This window comes from Kiloniella spongiae, from assembly GCF_001026905.1.
GTDB classification, from domain to species: Bacteria; Pseudomonadota; Alphaproteobacteria; order Kiloniellales; family Kiloniellaceae; genus Kiloniella; species Kiloniella spongiae.
Genome location: NZ_LAQL01000011.1, coordinates 1 through 20351, shown reverse-complemented (window position 1 = coordinate 20351; position 20351 = coordinate 1). Strand labels below are relative to the sequence as shown.

Below are 20351 nucleotides of genomic sequence, written 5' to 3'. Positions count from 1 at the left end.
ATATTTTGTTAATCAAACTTGTTATCATTCAATCAAATATAATACCGGGTTCAGATTATCTGTTAGTTTACTGTTTCGAAAGTTTCGACAAGACGTGCAACCATATCTTCTTTGGTCATGTCACTTGCGTTCCAGTATTCAGTATAAATATCTTGAATAGCGCCTGCGAGATCAGGCGTGATATACATACCTGTTGACCCAACATGGGTTGCGTCACTTGATGTTAATTTGATCGCTTGTGCCCCACAGGGATCCAGCTTGCTTGGATCAACATCTGAACGTACAGGGATTGAACCCTTTACGTTATTGAAGGCAACCTGGGTTTCCTTGTCCAGCATTACGTTGACCATCAAAGACTGTGTTTCGCGATCAGCCTCGTTTCCTGTTTTCGGGAAAACGAAGACATCACCAGAGATCATGTAAGGTGATTGCGGGATAACGGCTGGAATACAGCCATAGTCCACACCAGCTTTCTGACCGGCAGAAATAAACTCACCCTTGGCCCAATCGCCCATGATCTGCATCGCAGCTTTGCCGGTAATAACCATGCTGGTGGTTTCGTTCCAGCTACGTCCCGGAGATCCTTTGTCGGTTTCTCTTACTAGATCCCGCAGACGGGTATAGACGTCGATGACTTCGCCCATCTTTTCTGACTTGATTAACTCTGCATCACGATCATTAAATAGCTTGAGGTAAAAATCTCTACCAGCAACAGATAGCAGAACGGCGTTAAAGGTCAGTCTTTCCTGCCATGCTTCACCACCGACAGCCAGAGGAACCGCGCCATCGGCTTTCAGCTTGTCAACTGCTTCGAAGAAGCTGTCCCAGTCGGTAGGGGGCTTTGCGCCTGCTTTTTCAAAAGCGGCCTTGTTATACCACAGCCAGTTTGACCCGTGAATATTAACGGGAACCGCATAGTAGTTGCCATCGCGTTTGATAACGTTGTTGATAATGCCGGGAAGAACTTCGGCCCAGTTGCCTGCTTCGGCTTCGGCATTCAGATTGTTGAGTAACCCTGCGTCAACGATTTCTTCGAATTCACGGGTAACGTTGAACTGCCCTACTTGTGGCGGATTACCACCCAGTAATCTGTTGGTGAAAGTTTGTTTGGCAGCATCACCAGCGATACCGTTATCAACCCATTCGCCGCCGGCTTCTTGAAAGCGATCGGCAAAGACCTTGATTGCAGCAGCTTCACTTGCGGATGTCCACCAATGGATCACTTCAGCTTTTTTTCCATCAGCCAAAGCAGCTGTTCCGAAACATGTTGCCGCTAGGCACAGGGCAGCAACACTTCCTGATAGATATTTTTTGAACTTCATTACGTCCTCCCAGATTGATTATTTTTTTTAGTTGTTTATGGCCACATTATTCTGATCAGAAATATGTTGTTGATCTGAAGAAAATGCGGCCGCGAGGCCTGTAAGAATGTCCTGTAATAACAGGTCATTTCCTTCCAGCCCGGCAAAGAGGCGCACGGTATTTCTATGTACGCCGAAATCGTTAATTGCGTTGGGACCTGAATCTATGCGTCCTGCGACCTCTACGGGTAATACAAGGCTTTCATAACCTCCCCAGCTAACCCCAAGGCGAAATACGTCGAGAGCATCGCAAAAGGCTTTGATATTGGCACCTTGGGCGAGTTGAATAGAGAAAAGTCCGCCGGTTCCTGTCAGGCTATCAGGGATTTTTGATGAATAACCGGGGAAGTTAATCTGTGCGATACGGTGATCTTTTCCTAAGTGCTTTAAGATATAATCAGCCGCTTCACTGTGGGCTTTCAGTCGCAATTCTAAAGTTCTCATACCACGTAGTATCAGTGATGATTCCATTGCGGACAGTTTGCCGCCAAGAAGGGATAGGCTTGTGTCTCTGATATTTTTAATCAGTTGTTCTGAACCAATCGTGCAACCAGCAACCACATCACTGTGACCCGAGAGGTATTTCGAGAGAGAATGAACCACGAGATCGATGCCGTGTTCAATCGGGTTTTGGTAAAGGGGTGTTGCAAAGCTATTGTCGATAAGGGTTATGACCTTATGTTTCTTGGCCAGTTGGGCAACTGCACTTATGTCATGTGTTTCAAAGGTAAAGCTGGATGGGCTTTCCAGGAAAAGTAATCTGGCACCGCACAGGGCAACATCAAGTGCTTCTAGGTCAGAGCAATCAACATATTCTACTGAAACGTTGAACTGCTTGAGTAAGACTTCGAAAAGACGGTAGGCATCAGAATAGGCGTGTTGTACGGATACTACTTTGTCGCCTGATTTCACCAATGCGAGCACTGTACTGGAAATGGCAGCCATACCGCTACCGAATACAGCTGCTGCTTCTCCCCCCTCTAACTGTGCAAGTTTTTCTTCAAGGATACGCGAGGTCGGGTTTTCTGTTCTGGAATAGATATCGGCATTACTTTTGCCTGAATATCTGTCTTCTAGCGAATCATAATCAGTAAAGGTAAATGTTGAGGTCTGATAGATCGGGGGAACAATTGAACCATATTCAAATGCTTCATCCTGTGTAAGAATTTGGCGCTTTTTATCTATTCCAACCATTTTTTATCATTTCTTATTTATCAGACGTCAGACGTCTTATTATTAAGAATAAATGACACTGTTAGTCAAGAGGAGGGAAGCTTTTAAGTCTAGGCGTTCACAAAAGAAGGCAGAAAACATTACGTTTTCTGCCTTCTTGAAATGAATAAAAGCTATTCTCTTTAGCCGAGAATCGCCCCATCGTCTTTGGTAACTGCAATGATTGCAGAACGTGGTGCAGTTCCTTCACCACCGGGGAACGTGCTGTCCCCTTTTTCTCCCGGATGTTGAATGCCTACAAAGACTGTTTTTCGGTCTTCACTCCAGGTAATGCCTGTAACTTCGCATTCTTTAGGGCCAACAAGGAAGCGTTGAATTTCGCCAGTTTCGGTATCACCGATCAGCATCTGGTTATTTCCCATACCCGCAAAATCATCCTTGTTGGAATATTTGCCATCCGTTTGGATCCAGAGCTTACCATTGTTATCGAATGAGATACCATCTGGTGAGTTGAACATATTGTGCGCGTCAATGTTCTTGGAACCTGCATAGGTATCTTTGTGAACGGTGGGGTTGCCAGCCATCACAAATAGATCCCATGAGAAAGCTTTTGAAGTATGATTTTCGCCCTCAGGTCTCCAACGGACGATCTGACCATAGAGGTTTGCAGCCCTCGGATTGGGGCCTGTTACCGGCGTTTCGTCACCGCCAGCATTTGGCTTTTTGCCCCGATTTTTGTTGTTGGTCAAAGCACAGTAAATTTCTGCTTTTTTTGGATGTGATGCGACCCATTCAGGACGATCCATTGTCGTTGCACCAACTTTTGAGGCCGCGATGCGGGCATGAATGCAAACTTCAGCCTGAGACTTCATGCCCGTTGTGGCAGGGGAAAGCTCAAGCCATTCACCACTTTGGTCATCGTTGAACTTGGCAACGTAAAGCTGACCTTCATCCAGAAGATTTCTATTGTCGCCACCCTCAACAAATTTTTCTTTGGAGACAAAGCGATAGATGAATTCACCGCGCTCGTCATCACCCATGTAAACGACAACATGATCGTCTTTATTGATGACAACTTCTGCATTTTCGTGCTTGAAGCGTCCCAGAGCTGTACGCTTTTTGGGTGTTGATGTCGGATCGCTAGGATCTATTTCCACAACATAACCAGCTCTGTTTGGCTCATTCGGGTTTTTGCTAATGTCAAAACGATCGTCTTCCGTAGCCCAGGCATAGCCCCAGTCTTCATTCTTGACGCCATAACGTTTTAGCTCATCACTTGCCGTATAGCTTTCATCACTGCTAGAGAAGTAACCGTTGAAGTTTTCTTCACAGGCGAGATAGGTGCCCCAAGGTGTGCGGCCATTTCCGCAGTTATTCCATGTGCCGAGTGACTGCGTGCCGGATGGATCTGCGGATGTTTTTAGCAGGTCATGACCACGTGCAGGGCCGGAAATTTCCATAGGTGAATCAGCTGTAATACGGCGGTTATATTTGGAATCTTTTACAATATTCCATTTCTTACCGTCTTGTTTTACCTCTACCACAGTAACACCATGAGCGGCTTTGCTCTTGCGAATGTCATCGGCTGTTTCCGGTAACTTGCTCTCACGGTTGTCATACATAATGCTGCGGTTTGTGTATTCATTGTTCGAAACCAGCAGATGATGTCCATCAACTGTAAAGAGTGACATGCCGTCGTTGTTATCGCCTATGGCAAGCTCTTGGCTTTCGCCTGTCCCGCGTGTTTTGTGATCGAATGGAATGGATTTGGACCACAACTCGTCCCCCCATTGAGTTACAACTTGCCATGAATATCCTTTGGGAACAGTTACCGTATCCAAAGAGTTTGCTGGAATAGGTTCAAAATCAAAATTGCTTGCTGCCTTTGCTGTGAAAGGCGTTAAAGCTGTTGATCCCAAAACAAAGGCAGATGCCCCAATGGCTAGGCCACCGCCAAGAAAATTACGGCGTGACATAGCGCGTTCAACAACCTGCTCAAACCCGGTTACTTCCGGGCCAGGATTGGTGATTTCATCAAATTCATCAAAAGAAAGGTCATCGTTTTTGTTTTCATTCATTTTGCACTCCTAAGCGCACAACATCCTCAATGGGAGTTGGCTTTATCATTTTTGAATGCTTAACGCTTACTTACTAGCCATTGCATAAATGTGACACTTCTTGGAACCTTTAAAAACAAAATAAGAAGGATATTTTTATCATCTTATTTTGATTTGTTTTCCAGTAGGGTCTGGATAATCAAACCAAGATAAGGATTATCCTTTGCCGATTTCGCCGTTGTGATGACTAAAGCACGCTCAAGTGCTAAGGGGGCGTCAAATGGTACGACCAGGCTACCGTCTTTAAGATGGTTTTCTACCAGTGCCTTGTGCCCCATCATAATGCCTGCGCCATTACGGGCTTCTTCTATGGCGAGACCATAGAGTGAAAAAACAGAGCCATCGGTGTTCAGGAAGCCATTTGGAAAAGCATAGGAAACCCACTTAGACCAGTCTTCTGCCCAGGATGCGTCATGAAGACAAAGTTCTTTGTCTAGATCTTCATAGTTATTCAAGCGTTTGGCAACTAGGGGGGAACAGACGGGAAAGATGATATCCTTACAGACTTCATATGTAGTGGAAAAGACATCTTTATCGTTGCTCACGTTATCTTGATAGAAAATACATAAATCAAAAGGCTCACGTTGTAGATTAGGTTGTTTCTCCAGTGCTGTGACAGAGATTGTTAGTTCCGGCGCAGCTTTCCGGACAGAAGGCAATTTGGGAGAGAGCCAGAGTTGGGCAATACTGGGGAGAGCGGCAATACGAATATGTTTGGGTGTTGCTTGTGATCGCAGTGTTTGGACGGCGAGACCGAGTTGATCAAAAGCAGCGCTGAACTCTGAAAGGACGTTTTGCCCCAATTCAGTTAACTCCACACCTTGTGACCTTCGAATGAAAAGCTCGGCGCCAACCCATGCTTCCAGTGATTTTACATGTTGAGCCACGGCACCGGGGGTCACACAAAGCTCGTCAGATGCCATCGAAAAGCCGCCAAGTCGCGCTGCTGCTTCAAAGGCACGGAGAGAATTCAGGGGAGGAATTTGCGGGCGTGGAGGAGCAATAGCCATAATAATTAGACTCAGTTTTTCTAGGCCTAAGATATAGCAAAACTGATTTGCGACGTCCATTGAATTCGAGTGATGATAACTGGGTCCTCAAGAGACAGTAACTCAATTGCGCCAGTTTGAATAAAGCTGATTTGTGAATGTCGTTTGGGTTTAAACCTGCATATAATGTTTAAGCCTATTGGTTTGGGCTGGCGCATACTTTTATAGGGAATATTTCAGATGTCAGTGTATTTTGACGCCCCCGTTTCAGCGACTGACCCGTTAATTGCCGAGGCTTTGCGAAATGAAAAAGCCCGTCAACAAGACCAGATTGAATTGATTGCATCTGAGAATATTGTCAGTCGTGCGGTTCTTGATGCCTTGGGGCATGAGATGACGAACAAAACGCTAGAAGGTTATCCCGGTGCGCGCTTTCATGGCGGTGGCCGTTATGTCGATGTTGTTGAACAGGCTGCGATTGATCGGGCTAAAGAACTGTTTAACTGCGCCTACGCTAATGTTCAGCCTCATTCCGGCAGTCAGGCCAATTTGGCTGTTTTCTTTACGCTTTTAAAACCCGGCGACAAGGTCTTGAGTCTGGACCTTGCCGCAGGTGGTCATTTAAGTCATGGCTTGGGCGCTAATTTATCTGGTCGTTGGTTCGAAGCACATCACTATGGCGTAGAGCGTGAAACCGGGCAGATTGATTATGACAAGTTGGAGGCTCAGGCATTGGAAATTCGTCCCCAGCTGTTGATCACAGGGGGATCAGCCTATCCAAGGGAGATTGATTTTGAACGGATGGCGGCCATTGCTAAAAAGGTGGATGCGCTCTTTCATGTTGATATGGCGCACTTCGCGGGTCTGGTTGCGGGTGGTGCTCACCCAAGCCCAATTCCCCATGCAGATCTTGTGACCTGCACAACGACAAAAACACTGCGTGGTCCTCGCGGAGGAATTATTCTTTCCAAGTCTGGTGACTATGAAAAGAAGATACAGGCTGCGGTTTTCCCAGGTGTTCAAGGATCTATCCATACGCAAGTTCTCGCGGCAAAAGCGGTTTGTCTGGGCGAAGCGTTGCAGCCAGAGTTCAAGTCCTATGCGAGACAAATAAAGAATAACGCCCATACCTTGGCCGAGACGCTGTTGGGGCAGGGGATTAACCTCGTATCTGGTGGAACAGATACGCATATTGTTTTGCTTGATCTCAGTGCACACAACAAGACAGGACAAACGATTGAAAGGCTTTTGGAGCGTGCAGATATTACGTCAAACAAAAACCCGATCCCCTTTGATAGCAAACGCCCGGTTGATTGGGTTGGTCTGCGTCTCGGTGTGAGTGCGACAACAACACGGGGTATGAGGGAAGCTGAATTTTCCGAATTGGGACAAATGATCAGCCAAATGATTTTGGCCGCGGGTACTGAAGCAGAAGAGGCCGTTATCCAAAAGTCTAAGAAACAGGTTGCAAGTATCTGTGATCGTTTCCCGATTTATTCTTGAATGAAACTCGATATAGGCTTTTTGAAATGCAGAACTTAAATCCACGAGGTCGAATTTTGTGGGGAAGAAAAGAAACTATCTATATGCCGATAATCTCTCGAAATCGAAAGGGGCGCTTTTTATGAAAAGACCCTGATCGGTTTGATAGCAAAGGTGATCTATCTGTTGCGAGCTCTTTTTCCTCTATTGAACAAGAGTTGAAATTGGCAAAGATCTAAGATCTGAAAAGGTAACTGTTATTACCAAAAATGAAGGCTGGTATGTACTGTATATCAGCCTTCACCAATTTGGACTTTGGAGTTAAAGGTGGAGTTAAGGCGTTCTCGAGATCCCAGACTTTACCCGACGTATCGGAATAGATGATTCGATAGAGGCTACACCTTTGATCTTTACGAGCCTTTCAATCATAAGCGCTTCAAACTCTTTCAAACCAGTTATAGCGACACGTAACAGATAGTCTCTGTGTCCCGTCATCAACCAGCAATCGACAACCTCTGGGAACTTCAACATTTCATTTTCGAAGTTTTCGATGGCTGCATCTATCTGTTTGTCCAGCTTTACGGAAACAAAGACCGACATTTCATAGCCAAGGGCAACTTCGTCGATCAAAGCAACATAGCCTGTAATAATACCAGTGTTCTCAAGGTGCTTCAGACGCCTGATAACGGGTGTTACGCTTAGACCAACACGTTGGCTGAGCTCCGCAGCAGTAATCCGCCCATCATTTCTGAGTTCGCGTAAGATTCGAATGTCTATTTCGTCTAAGTTAGCTGAAGCCACTAAAAAATCCTTAAAAACATAAAAAACACCTAATTATTATCTCGAAATAGGTGCAAATAGCAAGATATCGCTTTTTGTTAGATGGTACCGTTTATAATTGAACAGTATTTTGCCTCAATAGCATTTGGGCGCGTCTTTATATTGTTCCCTGAGATATGGGTTTTGGGCGTTTTGAGTTTGGGAGGAAAGCATCGTGTCTGATAAAGCGAGCCAAATAAAAATAAATCATTTGAAAACAATTGAACAACGATTGCTGTGGCTTTCGCATTGGATGATTCACAACGCCAATCATCTTCGTCCCAAGGAAGATGGTATCAAGGTCGGCGGGCATCAAGCGTCTTCGGCCTCTATGGTGTCAATCATGACCGCGCTTTATTTCTCTGCTCTGAAACCCGAAGACCGTGTGGCTGTGAAGCCTCATGCATCGCCGATCTTCCACGCGATGCAATATCTGATGGGAAATCAAACTCTGGAAAAGATGCAAAATTTCAGAGGGTACAAAGGCGTTCAATCCTATCCTTCGCGAACAAAAGACATTGATGATGTTGATTTTTCAACGGGCTCTGTTGGTTTGGGTGTTGCGATAACGTCTTTTGCATCTTTGGTTCAGGATTACATTCAGGCGAAGTCATGGGGCAAAGATTTACCTCTTGGGCGTATGGTTGCCCTTGTCGGTGATGCGGAACTGGATGAGGGCAATATTTACGAAACCCTGCAAGAGGGCTGGAAAAATGACCTGCGTAATACCTGGTGGATTATTGATTATAATCGCCAGTCTCTCGATGGCATTGTACGTGAAGGTTTGTTTCAGCGTATAGAGCAGATTTTTGATGCTTTTGGGTGGGATGTTGTTCGGGTGAAATACGGTCACCTGCAACGTGCAGCATTTCAGGAACCGGGCGGAGAGAAGTTAAAAGAGTGGATCGATAGTTGCCCGAACCAACTTTATTCCGCTTTGACCTATATGGGGGGGAAAGTTTGGCGCGAACGCCTCATGGATGCTTTGGGGGATCAGGGTGATGTAACGGCCCTGATCAACAAGCGAAGTGATGATGAGCTTGCCGAGTTGATGGAAAATCTGGGTGGTAACTGCGTTCAAACCATGGCGGAAACTTTTGATGCCATCGATCATGATCGACCCGTTTGCTTTCTAGCCTATACCATCAAGGGATGGGGGACACCGATTGCCGGACACAAAGACAATCACGGCGGATTGATGAACCAACCACAAATGGCCGAGTGGCAAGCTCACATGGGCGTGCCGAAAGGACAGGAATGGGAGAAGTTCGCTGCTGTTTCAGATGTCGAGGGGCTACAGAAATTTCTGGATAAAACACCATTCTTTGCCAAGGGAATGCGTCGCTTTTCTGATACGACTGTCGAGGTTCCAAAAATTGAGCTGGCAAGTGATCGCGAAATTTCAACCCAGATGGGCTTTGGTAAAATCCTGGATGACTTGTCCAAGGGGAGTTCTGAACTTGCGCAGCGTATTGTAACAACATCGCCTGATGTGACAGGAACAACAAACCTTGGTCCTTGGGTAAATCGTCGAAAACTCTTTGCCCGTAGTGAACAGAGCGACACCTTTATTAACGAAAAAATCCCTTCAACAGCAAAATGGGAATTCACGCCCGAAGGCCAGCATATTGAGCTTGGTATTGCAGAAATGAACCTTTTTCTGCTTCTTGGAGCTGCTGGCCTATCGCATTCTCTTTATGGGAAGCGTCTGTTACCAATCGGAACGGTTTATGATCCCTTTGTTGCCAGAGGTTTGGATGCCCTGAACTATGCCTGTTATCAGGATGCACGCTTTATGATTGTTGGCACACCGTCTGGCATTACACTGGCACCGGAAGGTGGGGCACACCAATCCATTGGATCACCTTTGATTGGTATGTCTCAGGATGGTTTGGCAGCCTTCGAACCCGCTTTTGTGGATGAGTTGGCAATCATCATGGGGTGGGCTTTTGACTATATGCAGCGCGATGGCGAAGGCGAGCCGAACGAACGTACTTGGCTTCGGGATGAAACGGGAGGATCCGTGTATCTCCGCTTGACGACAAACCCGTTGGAACAGCCGGGACAAAGGTCAAATGCTGACTTTGAACAGGGCGTTATCGATGGTGCCTATTGGATGCGTAAGCCGGGACCAAACTGTGAGCTGGTGATTGTGTATCAGGGTGCCGTTGCTAATGAAGCTATTGATGCAGCAGGTAAGCTGTCACAACACAATCGTGACGTTGGCGTTCTTGCTGTTACGTCTGCGGATCGGTTGAATGCGGGGTGGACCGCAGCACAGCGAGATCGCAGTCGCGGCAATCGTCAGGCCACAAGTCATGTTGAGCAATTATTCTCACGTTTGCCGAAGCACTGTGTTGTTCTGACTGTCATTGATGGTCATCCGGCGACGCTGTCATGGCTCGGGGCTGTTGGCGGACATAGCACAATTCCTCTTGGTGTTGAGCACTTTGGCCAAACAGGCACGATTGGGGATCTTTACCGTCACTTTGGCCTAGATTCAGAATCAATTGCCAGATCAGCAAATAACGCGCTGCAAACACCCTATGAAATAGCGTCGTAGGCAGGGGCAGCTAGTTGTTTTCCTAATAAGCCGGTTGTTTTCCTGATAAGACTGCATCGCTTCTTTTTACTTGTTTCTATTACTTGAGCCGACGAATACTTTTCTTCGTTGGCTCAAGTGCTTTATTGCGGCGTATAATTGCTGTTAAAGATAGAGTTAGGCTTGCTTTTTCTGAGTAAGGAAGTAAAAGCTGGAAAAGAAGTGCAGGGCAAAGATCGGGATCATCCAAATGACGACAAAACAGATAAGACTTTTGATTTCCGGACGCGTTCAGGGTGTCTGGTACCGGGGATGGACTGTTGAAACTGCACAAAAGTTGGGGCTTGTAGGCTGGGTCCGAAATCTATCAACAGGGCAGGTTGAGGCTGTTGTCAAAGGAGAGTTAGATAAGATCGATATATTGATCAAGCTATGTTATGAAGGACCTGAGCATGCTAAGGTAACCTCGGTTGAGGAAATTATCGATACATCTGTGTTGGTCAGTGAACTTGATTTTGTTCAAATTTGATGGTTTCGAGTTTTTCAGGTTTGTTTTTTAGGCTGGTAAACCTTTTGGTTTAAAAACTTCATAAAAAGCTTCTTTCATTGCCACATCAAGATCTTCCATTGAGACACATAATCCCAGATCAACAAGTGATGTGACCCCGTGTTGATTAATTCCACAGGGAACAATGCCTTCAAAGTGTGACAAGTCAGGATCGAGATTAATGGCTATGCCGTGAAAAGTGATCCATTTTCGAACGCGGACACCAATTGCGGCGATCTTGTCCTCACGGCCATTTCCTCGGTCAATCCAAATACCGACACGGCCTTCGCGGCGTTCGCCTTTGACGTTGAATTTTGCCAGTGTGCGGATGATCCATTCTTCCAGATTGTACACAAACTTGCGAACATCTTTGTTGTAGAGATTAAGATCAAGCATGGCATAGGCAACCCGTTGCCCTGGACCGTGATAGGTATATTGACCTCCTCGACCTGCATCATAAACAGGGAAACGATCGGGATCGATCAGGTCTTTTTTGTCAGCAGATGTGCCCGCAGTGTATAGTGGGGGATGTTCCAATAGCCAGACAGTTTGCGGAGATTCTTTCTTAAAAATTTTTCCAACGCGATCTTCCATAAACTTCAGAGCATCAGGATAGGTGACGTGGTTTTCCGTAATGCGCCACTCGATTCCCAGCTCTTCCTGTGAGATCTGTAATCCATCTTCAACTTTACCCTCTGGCCCATCATTTGGGAGTATCAGGGAATTTTTCACTGTTTTACTCATCCTATCTATGGCATCGCATGGATTGCTATGTTTTAATCGCGTCAGGGTGTCGCTTTTATGCGCCACACTGTCAAGACCGTCATTGGCAGGAACGAGCCGTTCCCAATTTATATATAAGGCATCGACTGCCCTAAGGAGCAATAAACTTTATGACGCAAGACCTGCGCGACGCTGCACTATTCTATCATCGTTATCCCACACCTGGAAAACTTGAAATTTCCGCAACCAAGCCACTTGGTAACCAACGTGATCTGGCCTTGGCCTATTCGCCTGGTGTCGCCGCGGCTTGTGAAGTCATAGTTGAAGACCCAGCCGAAGCTTCTACCGTGACCTCACGCGGTAATCTTGTTGGCGTTATTACAAATGGTACGGCCGTTCTCGGCCTGGGAGCTATTGGGCCGCTTGCATCCAAACCTGTTATGGAAGGAAAAGCGGTTCTTTTCAAAAAGTTTGCAGGTATTGATGTTTTTGATATTGAGATTGATGAAACCGATCCAAACAAATTGATCAATGTAATTTCCGCATTGGAACCAACCTTTGGCGGTATTAATCTGGAAGATATCAAAGCGCCGGAATGTTTTATTGTTGAAGATGCGCTTCGTGAAAAAATGAACATTCCTGTTTTTCACGATGACCAGCACGGTACAGCGATTATCGTAGCTGCGGCCATTTATAATGCGCTACGTCTTGTGAAAAAGAACAAGAAAGACGTCAAAGTTGTTGCCTCTGGCGCTGGTGCGGCTGCATTGGCCTGTCTCAATCTTTTGGTTTCTCTGGGAATTGACCGCAAAAACATCTGGGTTACAGATATTGAAGGCGTTGTTTATGATGGCCGCAACGAGCTTATGGATCGTTGGAAGTCTGTTTTCGCACAGAAAACAGACGCGAGAACACTATCTGATGTTATCGATGGGGCCGATATTTTCTTAGGTCTTTCTGCACCAGGTGTTCTGAAGCCTGATTTTGTGAAACGTATGGCCAAAGACCCAATCATTATGGCATTGGCTAACCCGACACCCGAAATCATGCCCGAGGAAGTAAAAGCGATCCGCGATGATGCCATTATGGCTACGGGACGTTCAGATTATCCAAATCAGGTTAATAACGTTTTGTGTTTCCCCTATATCTTCCGTGGTGCTCTGGATGTTGGCGCAACTGCCATCAATGAAGAGATGAAGGTTGCTTGTGTGAAGGCAATTGCTGACCTTGCAATGGAAGAGCAGGATGAAATCGTTATCAAGGCCATGGGTGGTGAAGCCAAGAATTTTGGCCCGGAATACATTATTCCCAGCCCCTTTGATCCACGCCTGATTTCGATTATTGCGCCAGCCGTTGCCAAAGCTGCAATGGAAACAGGTGTAGCCAGCCGTCCTATCGAAGATTTTGATGCTTATTGTGAAAAACTGAAACGCTTTGTCTATCGTTCCGGTATGGTGATGAAGCCTCTTTTTGAACGTGCGAAAAAAGATCCCAAACGTGTTATTTATGCCGAGGGTGAAGACGAGCGCGTATTGCGTGCCGTACAGGTTGCAATCGATGAAAAAATGGCTGTGCCTATTGTCGTTGGTCGCCCGGATGTTGTGCAAATGCGTATGGATAAGGTGGGAATTAAGCTCAAGGTTGGAAAAGACTTTGAAATCATTAATCCACAGGATGATCCCCGTTATAATGATTACTGGACGACGTATCACCGTCGTATGGAACGCAAAGGGATTTCCCCTGAAACAGCCAAAGTGATTGTACGGACACGTAATACCGTAATTGCTGCTCTTGCCGTTTATCGCGGGGATGCGGATGCTATGATCTGTGGGGTGACAGGTGGTTACCATCGTCATCTAAAGCACGTTCGTGGTGTTCTTGGACTTCAGGATGGTGTATCTGATTTCTCGTCTCTCAATTTGATGTTGATGCCGAGTGGAACGTATTTCATGGCGGATACTTATGTAACGCAGGAACCAACGTCCCAACAATTGGCTGAAACCACGATCCTCGCGGCTAAACATGTTAGTCGTTTTGGTCTTAAGCCTCGGGTTGCCTTGCTTTCTCATTCTAATTTCGGAAGTTCTGATAGCGAATCAGCTTGCCGGGTACGCAAAGCTCTTTCTCTGATTGAAGAGATGGATCCAGAGTTGGAAGTTGATGGCGAAATGCATGCAGACGCGGCACTTGATACCGAGCTTCGTGATCGGGTTTTCCCGAACTCGAACCTGACTGGACCTGCAAATCTGTTAATTTTCCCTAATCTGGACGCCGCTAATATCGCTTTTAATCTGATGAAGACGGTTGAAGACGGCTTACCCGTCGGACCGATCCTGGTTGGCGCGGCACAGCCTGCACATATTTTAACACCTTCTGTCACAGGAAGAGGGGTTGTGAACATGACCGCAATTGCTGTAGTTGATGCACAGAACAGAGAAAGGCGGATTCAAAAATAATCGCCTGATAAATACGTGATCAGAAAATACTGGTTCTGATGAGTGCTGAGAGGAGCGTTGCATAAAAAGGTGTAACGTTCCTCCTGTAGTAAAAGTCAGAAGAGTAAGCATTAAAACAGTATCAAAAAGACAAGCGGTAGGGGTGAGGTGATGGAAGATACAAAAAACAACAGCGATCTTCAAAGTCTCTCAGAAGAGGAAAACTTCGGTCTTTCTTCTGATCTTATTCATGCTGTTGAGGATGCCCTCGAAGAAAGCAGAGATTCCGATGTTGAAGATCTTGTCGAGGGCCTTCACGAAGCTGATACCGCTGACCTGCTTGAAATTCTTGGGCGTGATGAACGTTATCGTTTGATGGAAGTGATCGGGGCCGGGTTTGATCCTGAAATCCTTCCCTACCTTGATGAAACTATCCGTGAAGAGATTGTTGAATGGCTTGGCCCGAAAGGCATCGCCAAGCTGGTTCAGGAACTGGACAGTGATGATGCGGTCGAACTGGTTCAGGATCTGGATGAAGATCTCCGGATGCATATTCTGGCGGCTCTTCCACAGGCTTATCGACGTGTCATAGAAGAAAGTCTGAGTTATCCGGAAGATTCAGCCGGACGCTTGATGCAGCGGGAAATCGTTGCAGTACCATCTGTGTGGACTATTGGTGAAACCATTGATTATATGCGTGTCAGCGATAATTTACCGGATGATTTTTATGACATCTTTGTTGTTGATCCACGTCATCATCCGGTAGGCTTTATTCCCGCAAGCCGCGTTATGAGAGCGCGGCGTCATGTTCGCCTTGATGAAGTGATGGACGATGATATGCGGATTATTCCTCTTGAGCTTGATCAGGAAGACGTTGCCCATATGTTCCGGCAATACGGCTTGATCTCGGCCCCGGTGGTGGAAGCAAGCGGTCGTCTGGTCGGGGTGATAACAGTTGATGATGTTGTCGACGTTATTGATGAAGAGGCCGGCGATGACCTGATGAAAATGGGTGGGGTGAGCGAACCCGATCTTTATGAAGATGTTACGGATACAACAAAAGCCCGTTTTACCTGGCTTGGGGTCAATCTTTTAACGGCTGTTCTGGCATCTATTGTCATCAGTCTCTTTGATGCGACGATCGAAAAAGTTGTTGCTTTGGCGGTTTTGATGCCAATTGTTGCCTCTATGGGCGGGAATGCGGGCACGCAAACCCTGACGGTTGCGGTACGATCATTAGCAATGAAAGACCTCTCTGAAGCCAATGCAGCTCGTTTTGTCGGTAAAGAGCTCATTATTGGTATTATAAACGGTTTTCTCTTTGCGATCCTTACAGGTGTTGTGACGTGGCTTTGGTTTGATCAGGCTGCCTTGGCTTTGGTTATCGGCGCAGCGATGGTGATTAATATGGTTGTTGCCGGGTTGTGCGGTACGCTTATCCCCTTAGGGCTGGAGAAATTTGAAATCGATCCGGCTGTTGCTTCCAGTGTGTTTCTGACAACAGTTACTGATGTGATTGGCTTTTTCGCCTTCTTGGGATTAGCGGCAATATTCTTGCTCTGAAACCCTTTGGTGCTATTTTTTTACATTTGGTGTTTGATGAAAAATAATCATTTGTTTTATTTAAATACAATTACTTATCAAAAAAACTTCATAAATTTCGTTTAAAATGGTAAATCCCGTGATGATAGATAATTCCAAATTTTATACTAACTACGCAGTTTGATTAGGCTTCTGCGTGTTGACTGGAAATGGGAAAGGCGTAAGGTGCGCGAAGGACAATATATGTCCATCGGGATAACAGACTATGGGGTGGCCACGTGCCAAGTGTCTTAATCACAGGTGCCAATAAGGGTATCGGACTTGCTTTCGCACAATCATTTGCTGTTGATGGCTGGAAAGTTCATGCCTGTTGCCGCCAGCCGGATAAGGCAAAAGGCCTTCATGGTATCGAGGGGGATGTCAGCACCCATAAACTGGATGTGACCGATGGTCTTCGCGTGGCAAGTCTTGCACGTGGGATGCTTGATGAAAAAATTGATATCCTGATCAACAATGCTGGCTATTACGGCCCCCGGCTTGGATTTGGCGAAATAGATTACGAGGACTGGGCGCATACTTTTGCGGTCAATACCATGGCCCCCTTGCGCATGGTTGAAAATTTTATCGAGCATGTCGCTGGCAGTGATCGAAAGCTAATCGTAAATGTTTCCAGTAAAATGGGATCGGTTGCAGACAATGAGAAAGGCGGGGCCTATGTTTACCGTTCTTCGAAGTCAGCACTGAATGTTGTGACCAAAAGCCTGTCCGTTGACCTAAAGGAACAAGGGGTCACCGTCATTTGTGTTCACCCAGGTCATGTTCAGACAGATATGGGCGGTGAACAGGCCCCGCTATCAATCGCAAAATCGGTATCCGGATTACGTAAACTTATTGGCAAGGTTACGCACGAACAAACCGGACAATTTTTCAATTATGATGGGACCATAATTCCCTGGTAGAAAGGTGCTTCTATGTCATCACGCTTTAGCGAAGAGCAAACTTTAATTCGCGAGACGGCTCAATCATTTGCGCGTGAGCAGCTCGCACCCTTTGCGGCAAAGTGGGACAAAGAAGCAATTTTCCCTCGACAGGCAATTGATGCACTTGGAGAGCTTGGGTTTATGGGAATGCTGGTGCCGCCAGAATATGGCGGGGCAGGTGCAGATCATATCTCTTACGTGTTGGCCCTGATTGAAATTGCGGCGGGGGATGGCTCGTGCTCGACGATTATGTCAGTCCAAAATTCTTTGGTTTGCTCTCCTATTCTGAACTACGGCACAGAAGAGCAAAAAGAAACTTATCTCAAGCCTCTTGCTACTGGTGAGTTACTTGGGTGTTTTTGTTTGACAGAACCTGGGGCTGGCTCTGATGCGTCAGCCTTAGAGATGCGAGCTAAGAAAGACGGTGATCATTATATCCTCAATGGATCGAAACAGTTTATCTCAACGGGGAAAAATGCTGATATAGCTGTTGTCTTCGCCGTTACAGATCCTGATGCTGGTAAAAAGGGTATCTCTGCCTTTATTGTGCCGACAAAAACACCGGGTTTCTCCTGTGCTAATATTGAAGATAAACTCGGCCAGCATGCTTCGGATACGGCACATCTGGTTTTTGAAGACTGTAAAGTATCAAAAGACAATCTGTTAGGCGCTGAAGGCCAAGGCTATAAGATCGCGCTTTCCAATTTAGAGGGCGGACGGCTTGGTATTGCGTCGCAATCGATTGGTATGGCGCGCAGTGCCTACAGGTTAGCAAAAAGCTATGCCAAGGAGCGGAAAACCTTTGGTAAGGAGATCGCCAAGCACCAGGCCGTTGCTTTCCGTCTTGCTGATATGGCAACGTCTTTACAGGCGGCAGAGCTATTGTTGCTAGAAGCCGCGCGACTTCGTGATAACGGTCAGCCTTGCTTGAAAGAAGCATCAATGGCCAAGCTCTTTGCTTCTGAAATGGCAGAGCGTGTGTGTTCGGATGCGATCCAGATCCACGGCGGGTACGGATATCTACGCGATTACGAAGTTGAACGGATCTATCGTGATGTCAGGGTGTGCCAGATTTACGAAGGCACATCAGATATACAGCGTCTGGTTATCAGCCGACAGATTTTACAGGAAGACGACGCATGAATGGGATGCTGGATTTCTATTTTGATTTTTCCAGCCCCTATGCATATTTCGCAGCAATGGATGTGGATAAATTTGCTGAACGTTATGACATAGCAGTTCATTGGCACCCTATTTTGCTTGGGGCAATTTTTAAAAAGACTGGGGCGCAGCCCTTGCTTTCCATGCCGTTGAAACAGGATTATGCCCTACATGATCTAGAGCGTACGGCGCGGCTAAAAAAGTTACCCTTCATCATGCCACCCAAAATGCCCTTTATGTCTCTTACTGCCTGTCGTGCGTTCTATTGGCTTAAGCATCAAGATCGATTTTTGGCACAAACTTTTGCCAAGAATGTCTTTAAAGCTGGATACCAAATGGGCTTGGATATTTCTGATAACGGTGTCGTCACAGATCTTGTGGTCTCGCTTGACTTTAAAACAAACGAGATCCAAACAGGAATAAAGGACCAAGGCATAAAGGATACCCTGTGGACTGCCGTAGAGGATGCTCAAGAAGCAGGTGTCTTTGGTAGCCCTTACTTTATCTTTAATAATGAACCCTTCTGGGGATATGACAAGATGCCTTTGTTAGGGGAGTGGATAACAAAAAAGGGATGGTAATAAAGTGCTTTGTTGATGGTGTAAGAAGAAGGGGTGAAAGCGATGCCGAGGGTTAAAAGCGGAAGTTGGAAAGCAGCTGGCTTTACAGCGTTTATCTTTCTCCTTGTGGCCCTGGCCATTGGATCAGTAAACTTTGTTCAGTTCATCGTCTATTTTTCTGCTGTCGTATTTAATGTTGTTTATCTCTACAGCGTCTTTCCGGGTAGCCGTTTCTTTTCCATATCAGTTGCAAATTTTATTGCTCTCTACACCTGTTTATTTAGCTTTTTTGTTACGGCAAACTTCAGCTTTGTGAGTGGCGAATTACTGGGGGTGGGGTATTTTATGCCTATTCTTGGTTTCTTTGGCGGAACTTGGATTAATCGAAAAAGCATAAAGTCTGTGGTTGTTGAACATCGCAAAAATGCCAAAGGACTAACCGTTCGTTCTGTGAAATGGTTATTTCCTATAAGTCTTATTGGTGTGGTGACGTTCTTTGTTCCCGAAAATACAATTCCTGTTCTTTGGGGAGATGTTATTTTCTTTGCCTCTATGGGGGGGATTACACTTGTTGTGAGTGTCGTGAGCAAAGATGTTGCGACTTTTCTGTTGGAAGCAGGATTGTTGTTTGAAGAGTTTTTCTTACGCATCGAAATGCTTGTCATGCCTGCCTTTGCATTTCTGACTTTCTACTCCATGAATGTGATGATATTTGGCTTTCTATATCGGATCATCGATCACTACAGTGCGGTAACTCATTTTTCGATCCAGGGTGAAGTTCGTGCGATCTCCTTTCTGGACAGTTTGTATTTTTCAATCATTACACTCAGCACAGTAGGTTATGGCGATATTATTCCTGTGACCGATGCCGTCAAAGCTGTTGTCTCTATTCAAATTGTTGTTAGCGTCATGCTCTTGTTATTTGGGTTTTCTGAAATTATGTCTTATTCGAGAAGCGGACCCGAGAAGAGAGAACAAAAGTAAGTTCGGTAAAAAATCCATTAACACTCACCCAATAACTTTCATTTCGTAATTCTTACGGCTTAATTCTCATGCGCGATAACTTTCGTACGTTTTATGTTGAATGTACCTCTTGTTGTCTGTTTAGATCATTTTGGTTGGTCTTGTTTGTTATAATAGTTGGTTGAGTAAGTTTTCTATGCCTCTTCACTTGATTAAATTATCTGTCGGCTCAGAAAGTCCTGATACGCTCGAAGAATTTCAAGCTCTCCGCTTGGCTCAGTACGGGGAGATTTTTCACCAAACGCGGATGTTTCCCAAAAGACGTGAAGAAATAATCGCAGGCGGATCTATCTATTGGGTGATCAAAGGCCAGGTGAGGGCAAGGCAGTTGGTAACGGACATTGTCCGGGTTGAAGATAGTGAGGGAAAATCTATGACTCGCTTTATCCTTGATCAGAATCTTGTTCGGGTAAGAAGTCGTAAACATCGTCCTTTTCAGGGTTGGCGTTATTTAAGGGCAGAGGATTCCCCGTTAGATGCCTCAGATTACGAATCGTTTGGTGATGGCGAATCAGAAAAAATGCCGGAAGAAATGCTAGAAGAGCTAGAGAAACTGGGACTTTTGTGATTGCTGTAAAAAAAAACTCATTTTTTTGTTTTTTTCTATAGACAAGACCCAAGGACCTCCTTATAACCCAGCTTCACCGGCGCAGACAACGGTGACAAACTGGAAGATGCGCTGGACGGTTAAAGAGAAATTTAAATAATGACTTGATCTAATTTTTAACCGACTTATAATAGCTAACCTTGGATTTGTGATCTTCATCACAGCTTAAATCTAGGCAGTATATTTTAAGAAAATATAAAGCGAAAAAGAGCTTATAGCTCTCTATCGTTGTGCTTTCGAGCCTGGTGTTTGGAAGTTCTGTTGTTTGACATTGTTGATATGAATTGGAA

The 20351-nt window shown here is 45.7% G+C and carries 16 protein-coding genes; 10 read left to right on the top strand and 6 right to left on the bottom strand.

Annotated features, from left to right (window positions below):
• Window positions 1-62 precede the first annotated feature (62 nt).
• The 4 genes from WH96_RS16095 to WH96_RS16080 form a co-directional block, all read right to left on the bottom strand.
• Window positions 63-1322 carry an ABC transporter substrate-binding protein gene (locus tag WH96_RS16095; RefSeq protein ID WP_047765247.1) on the bottom strand — a complete coding sequence of 420 codons (1260 nt, stop codon included), beginning with the start codon at window positions 1320-1322 and terminating at the stop codon, window positions 63-65.
• 27 nt (window positions 1323-1349) lie between these two features.
• Window positions 1350-2555: an aminotransferase class I/II-fold pyridoxal phosphate-dependent enzyme gene (locus tag WH96_RS16090; RefSeq protein ID WP_047765246.1), complete on the bottom strand. Its 1206-nt coding sequence runs from the start codon at window positions 2553-2555 to the stop codon at window positions 1350-1352.
• A gap of 161 nt (window positions 2556-2716) precedes the next feature.
• Window positions 2717-4612, bottom strand: a complete 1896-nt coding sequence (locus WH96_RS16085; RefSeq protein ID WP_047765245.1) for a PhoX family protein — start codon at window positions 4610-4612, stop codon at window positions 2717-2719.
• 143 nt (window positions 4613-4755) lie between these two features.
• Entirely contained in the window at window positions 4756-5661 is a 906-nt protein-coding gene (locus WH96_RS16080) for a LysR family transcriptional regulator (RefSeq protein WP_047765284.1), read from the bottom strand.
• A gap of 219 nt (window positions 5662-5880) precedes the next feature.
• On the opposite strand from WH96_RS16080, the gene WH96_RS16075 reads away from it, so the two are divergent.
• Complete coding sequence (locus tag WH96_RS16075) at window positions 5881-7143, top strand: serine hydroxymethyltransferase (protein ID WP_047765244.1); 1263 nt, start codon at window positions 5881-5883, stop codon at window positions 7141-7143.
• A gap of 312 nt (window positions 7144-7455) precedes the next feature.
• Here WH96_RS16075 and WH96_RS16070 read toward each other — a convergent pair whose 3' ends face one another.
• The gene (locus WH96_RS16070; RefSeq protein WP_047765243.1) at window positions 7456-7923 is read right to left on the bottom strand and encodes an Lrp/AsnC family transcriptional regulator; all 468 of its coding nucleotides are present in this window, start codon (window positions 7921-7923) and stop codon (window positions 7456-7458) included.
• A gap of 193 nt (window positions 7924-8116) precedes the next feature.
• Here WH96_RS16070 and WH96_RS16065 point away from each other — a divergent pair, with 193 nt between their 5' ends.
• A complete protein-coding gene (locus tag WH96_RS16065; protein WP_204248220.1) occupies window positions 8117-10504 on the top strand; it encodes a transketolase-like TK C-terminal-containing protein in 2388 nt (795 codons plus the stop codon).
• A gap of 229 nt (window positions 10505-10733) precedes the next feature.
• The gene (locus tag WH96_RS16060) at window positions 10734-11012 is read left to right on the top strand and encodes an acylphosphatase (RefSeq protein WP_047765241.1); all 279 of its coding nucleotides are present in this window, start codon (window positions 10734-10736) and stop codon (window positions 11010-11012) included.
• A 27-nt stretch (window positions 11013-11039) separates the two neighbouring features.
• Here WH96_RS16060 and lipB read toward each other — a convergent pair whose 3' ends face one another.
• On the bottom strand, window positions 11040-11684 hold the full coding sequence (lipB, locus tag WH96_RS16055; RefSeq protein WP_281175858.1) for a lipoyl(octanoyl) transferase LipB: 645 nt from the start codon (window positions 11682-11684) through the stop codon (window positions 11040-11042).
• Window positions 11685-11923: 239 nt separating this feature from the next.
• On the opposite strand from lipB, the gene WH96_RS16050 reads away from it, so the two are divergent.
• The 7 genes from WH96_RS16050 to WH96_RS16020 all read left to right on the top strand — a co-directional run bounded on the left by WH96_RS16050 (window position 11924) and on the right by WH96_RS16020 (window position 20022).
• On the top strand, window positions 11924-14209 hold the full coding sequence (locus tag WH96_RS16050; protein ID WP_047765240.1) for an NADP-dependent malic enzyme: 2286 nt from the start codon (window positions 11924-11926) through the stop codon (window positions 14207-14209).
• 150 nt (window positions 14210-14359) lie between these two features.
• Window positions 14360-15751 (top strand): magnesium transporter, encoded by a 1392-nt coding sequence (gene mgtE / locus WH96_RS16045; RefSeq protein WP_047765239.1) that lies wholly within the window; start codon window positions 14360-14362, stop codon window positions 15749-15751.
• 257 nt (window positions 15752-16008) lie between these two features.
• Entirely contained in the window at window positions 16009-16689 is a 681-nt protein-coding gene (locus WH96_RS16040) for an SDR family oxidoreductase (RefSeq protein ID WP_047765238.1), read from the top strand.
• A 12-nt stretch (window positions 16690-16701) separates the two neighbouring features.
• Window positions 16702-17853 carry an acyl-CoA dehydrogenase family protein gene (locus tag WH96_RS16035; RefSeq protein WP_047765237.1) on the top strand — a complete coding sequence of 384 codons (1152 nt, stop codon included), beginning with the start codon at window positions 16702-16704 and terminating at the stop codon, window positions 17851-17853.
• On the top strand, window positions 17850-18452 hold the full coding sequence (locus WH96_RS16030) for a 2-hydroxychromene-2-carboxylate isomerase (protein WP_047765236.1): 603 nt from the start codon (window positions 17850-17852) through the stop codon (window positions 18450-18452). The genes WH96_RS16035 and WH96_RS16030 overlap by 4 nt, the downstream gene beginning before the upstream one ends.
• Before the next feature lie 42 nt (window positions 18453-18494).
• The gene (locus WH96_RS16025) at window positions 18495-19415 is read left to right on the top strand and encodes a potassium channel family protein (protein WP_047765235.1); all 921 of its coding nucleotides are present in this window, start codon (window positions 18495-18497) and stop codon (window positions 19413-19415) included.
• A gap of 175 nt (window positions 19416-19590) precedes the next feature.
• On the top strand, window positions 19591-20022 hold the full coding sequence (locus tag WH96_RS16020) for a DUF1489 family protein (RefSeq protein ID WP_047765234.1): 432 nt from the start codon (window positions 19591-19593) through the stop codon (window positions 20020-20022).
• Window positions 20023-20351: the final 329 nt, after the last annotated feature.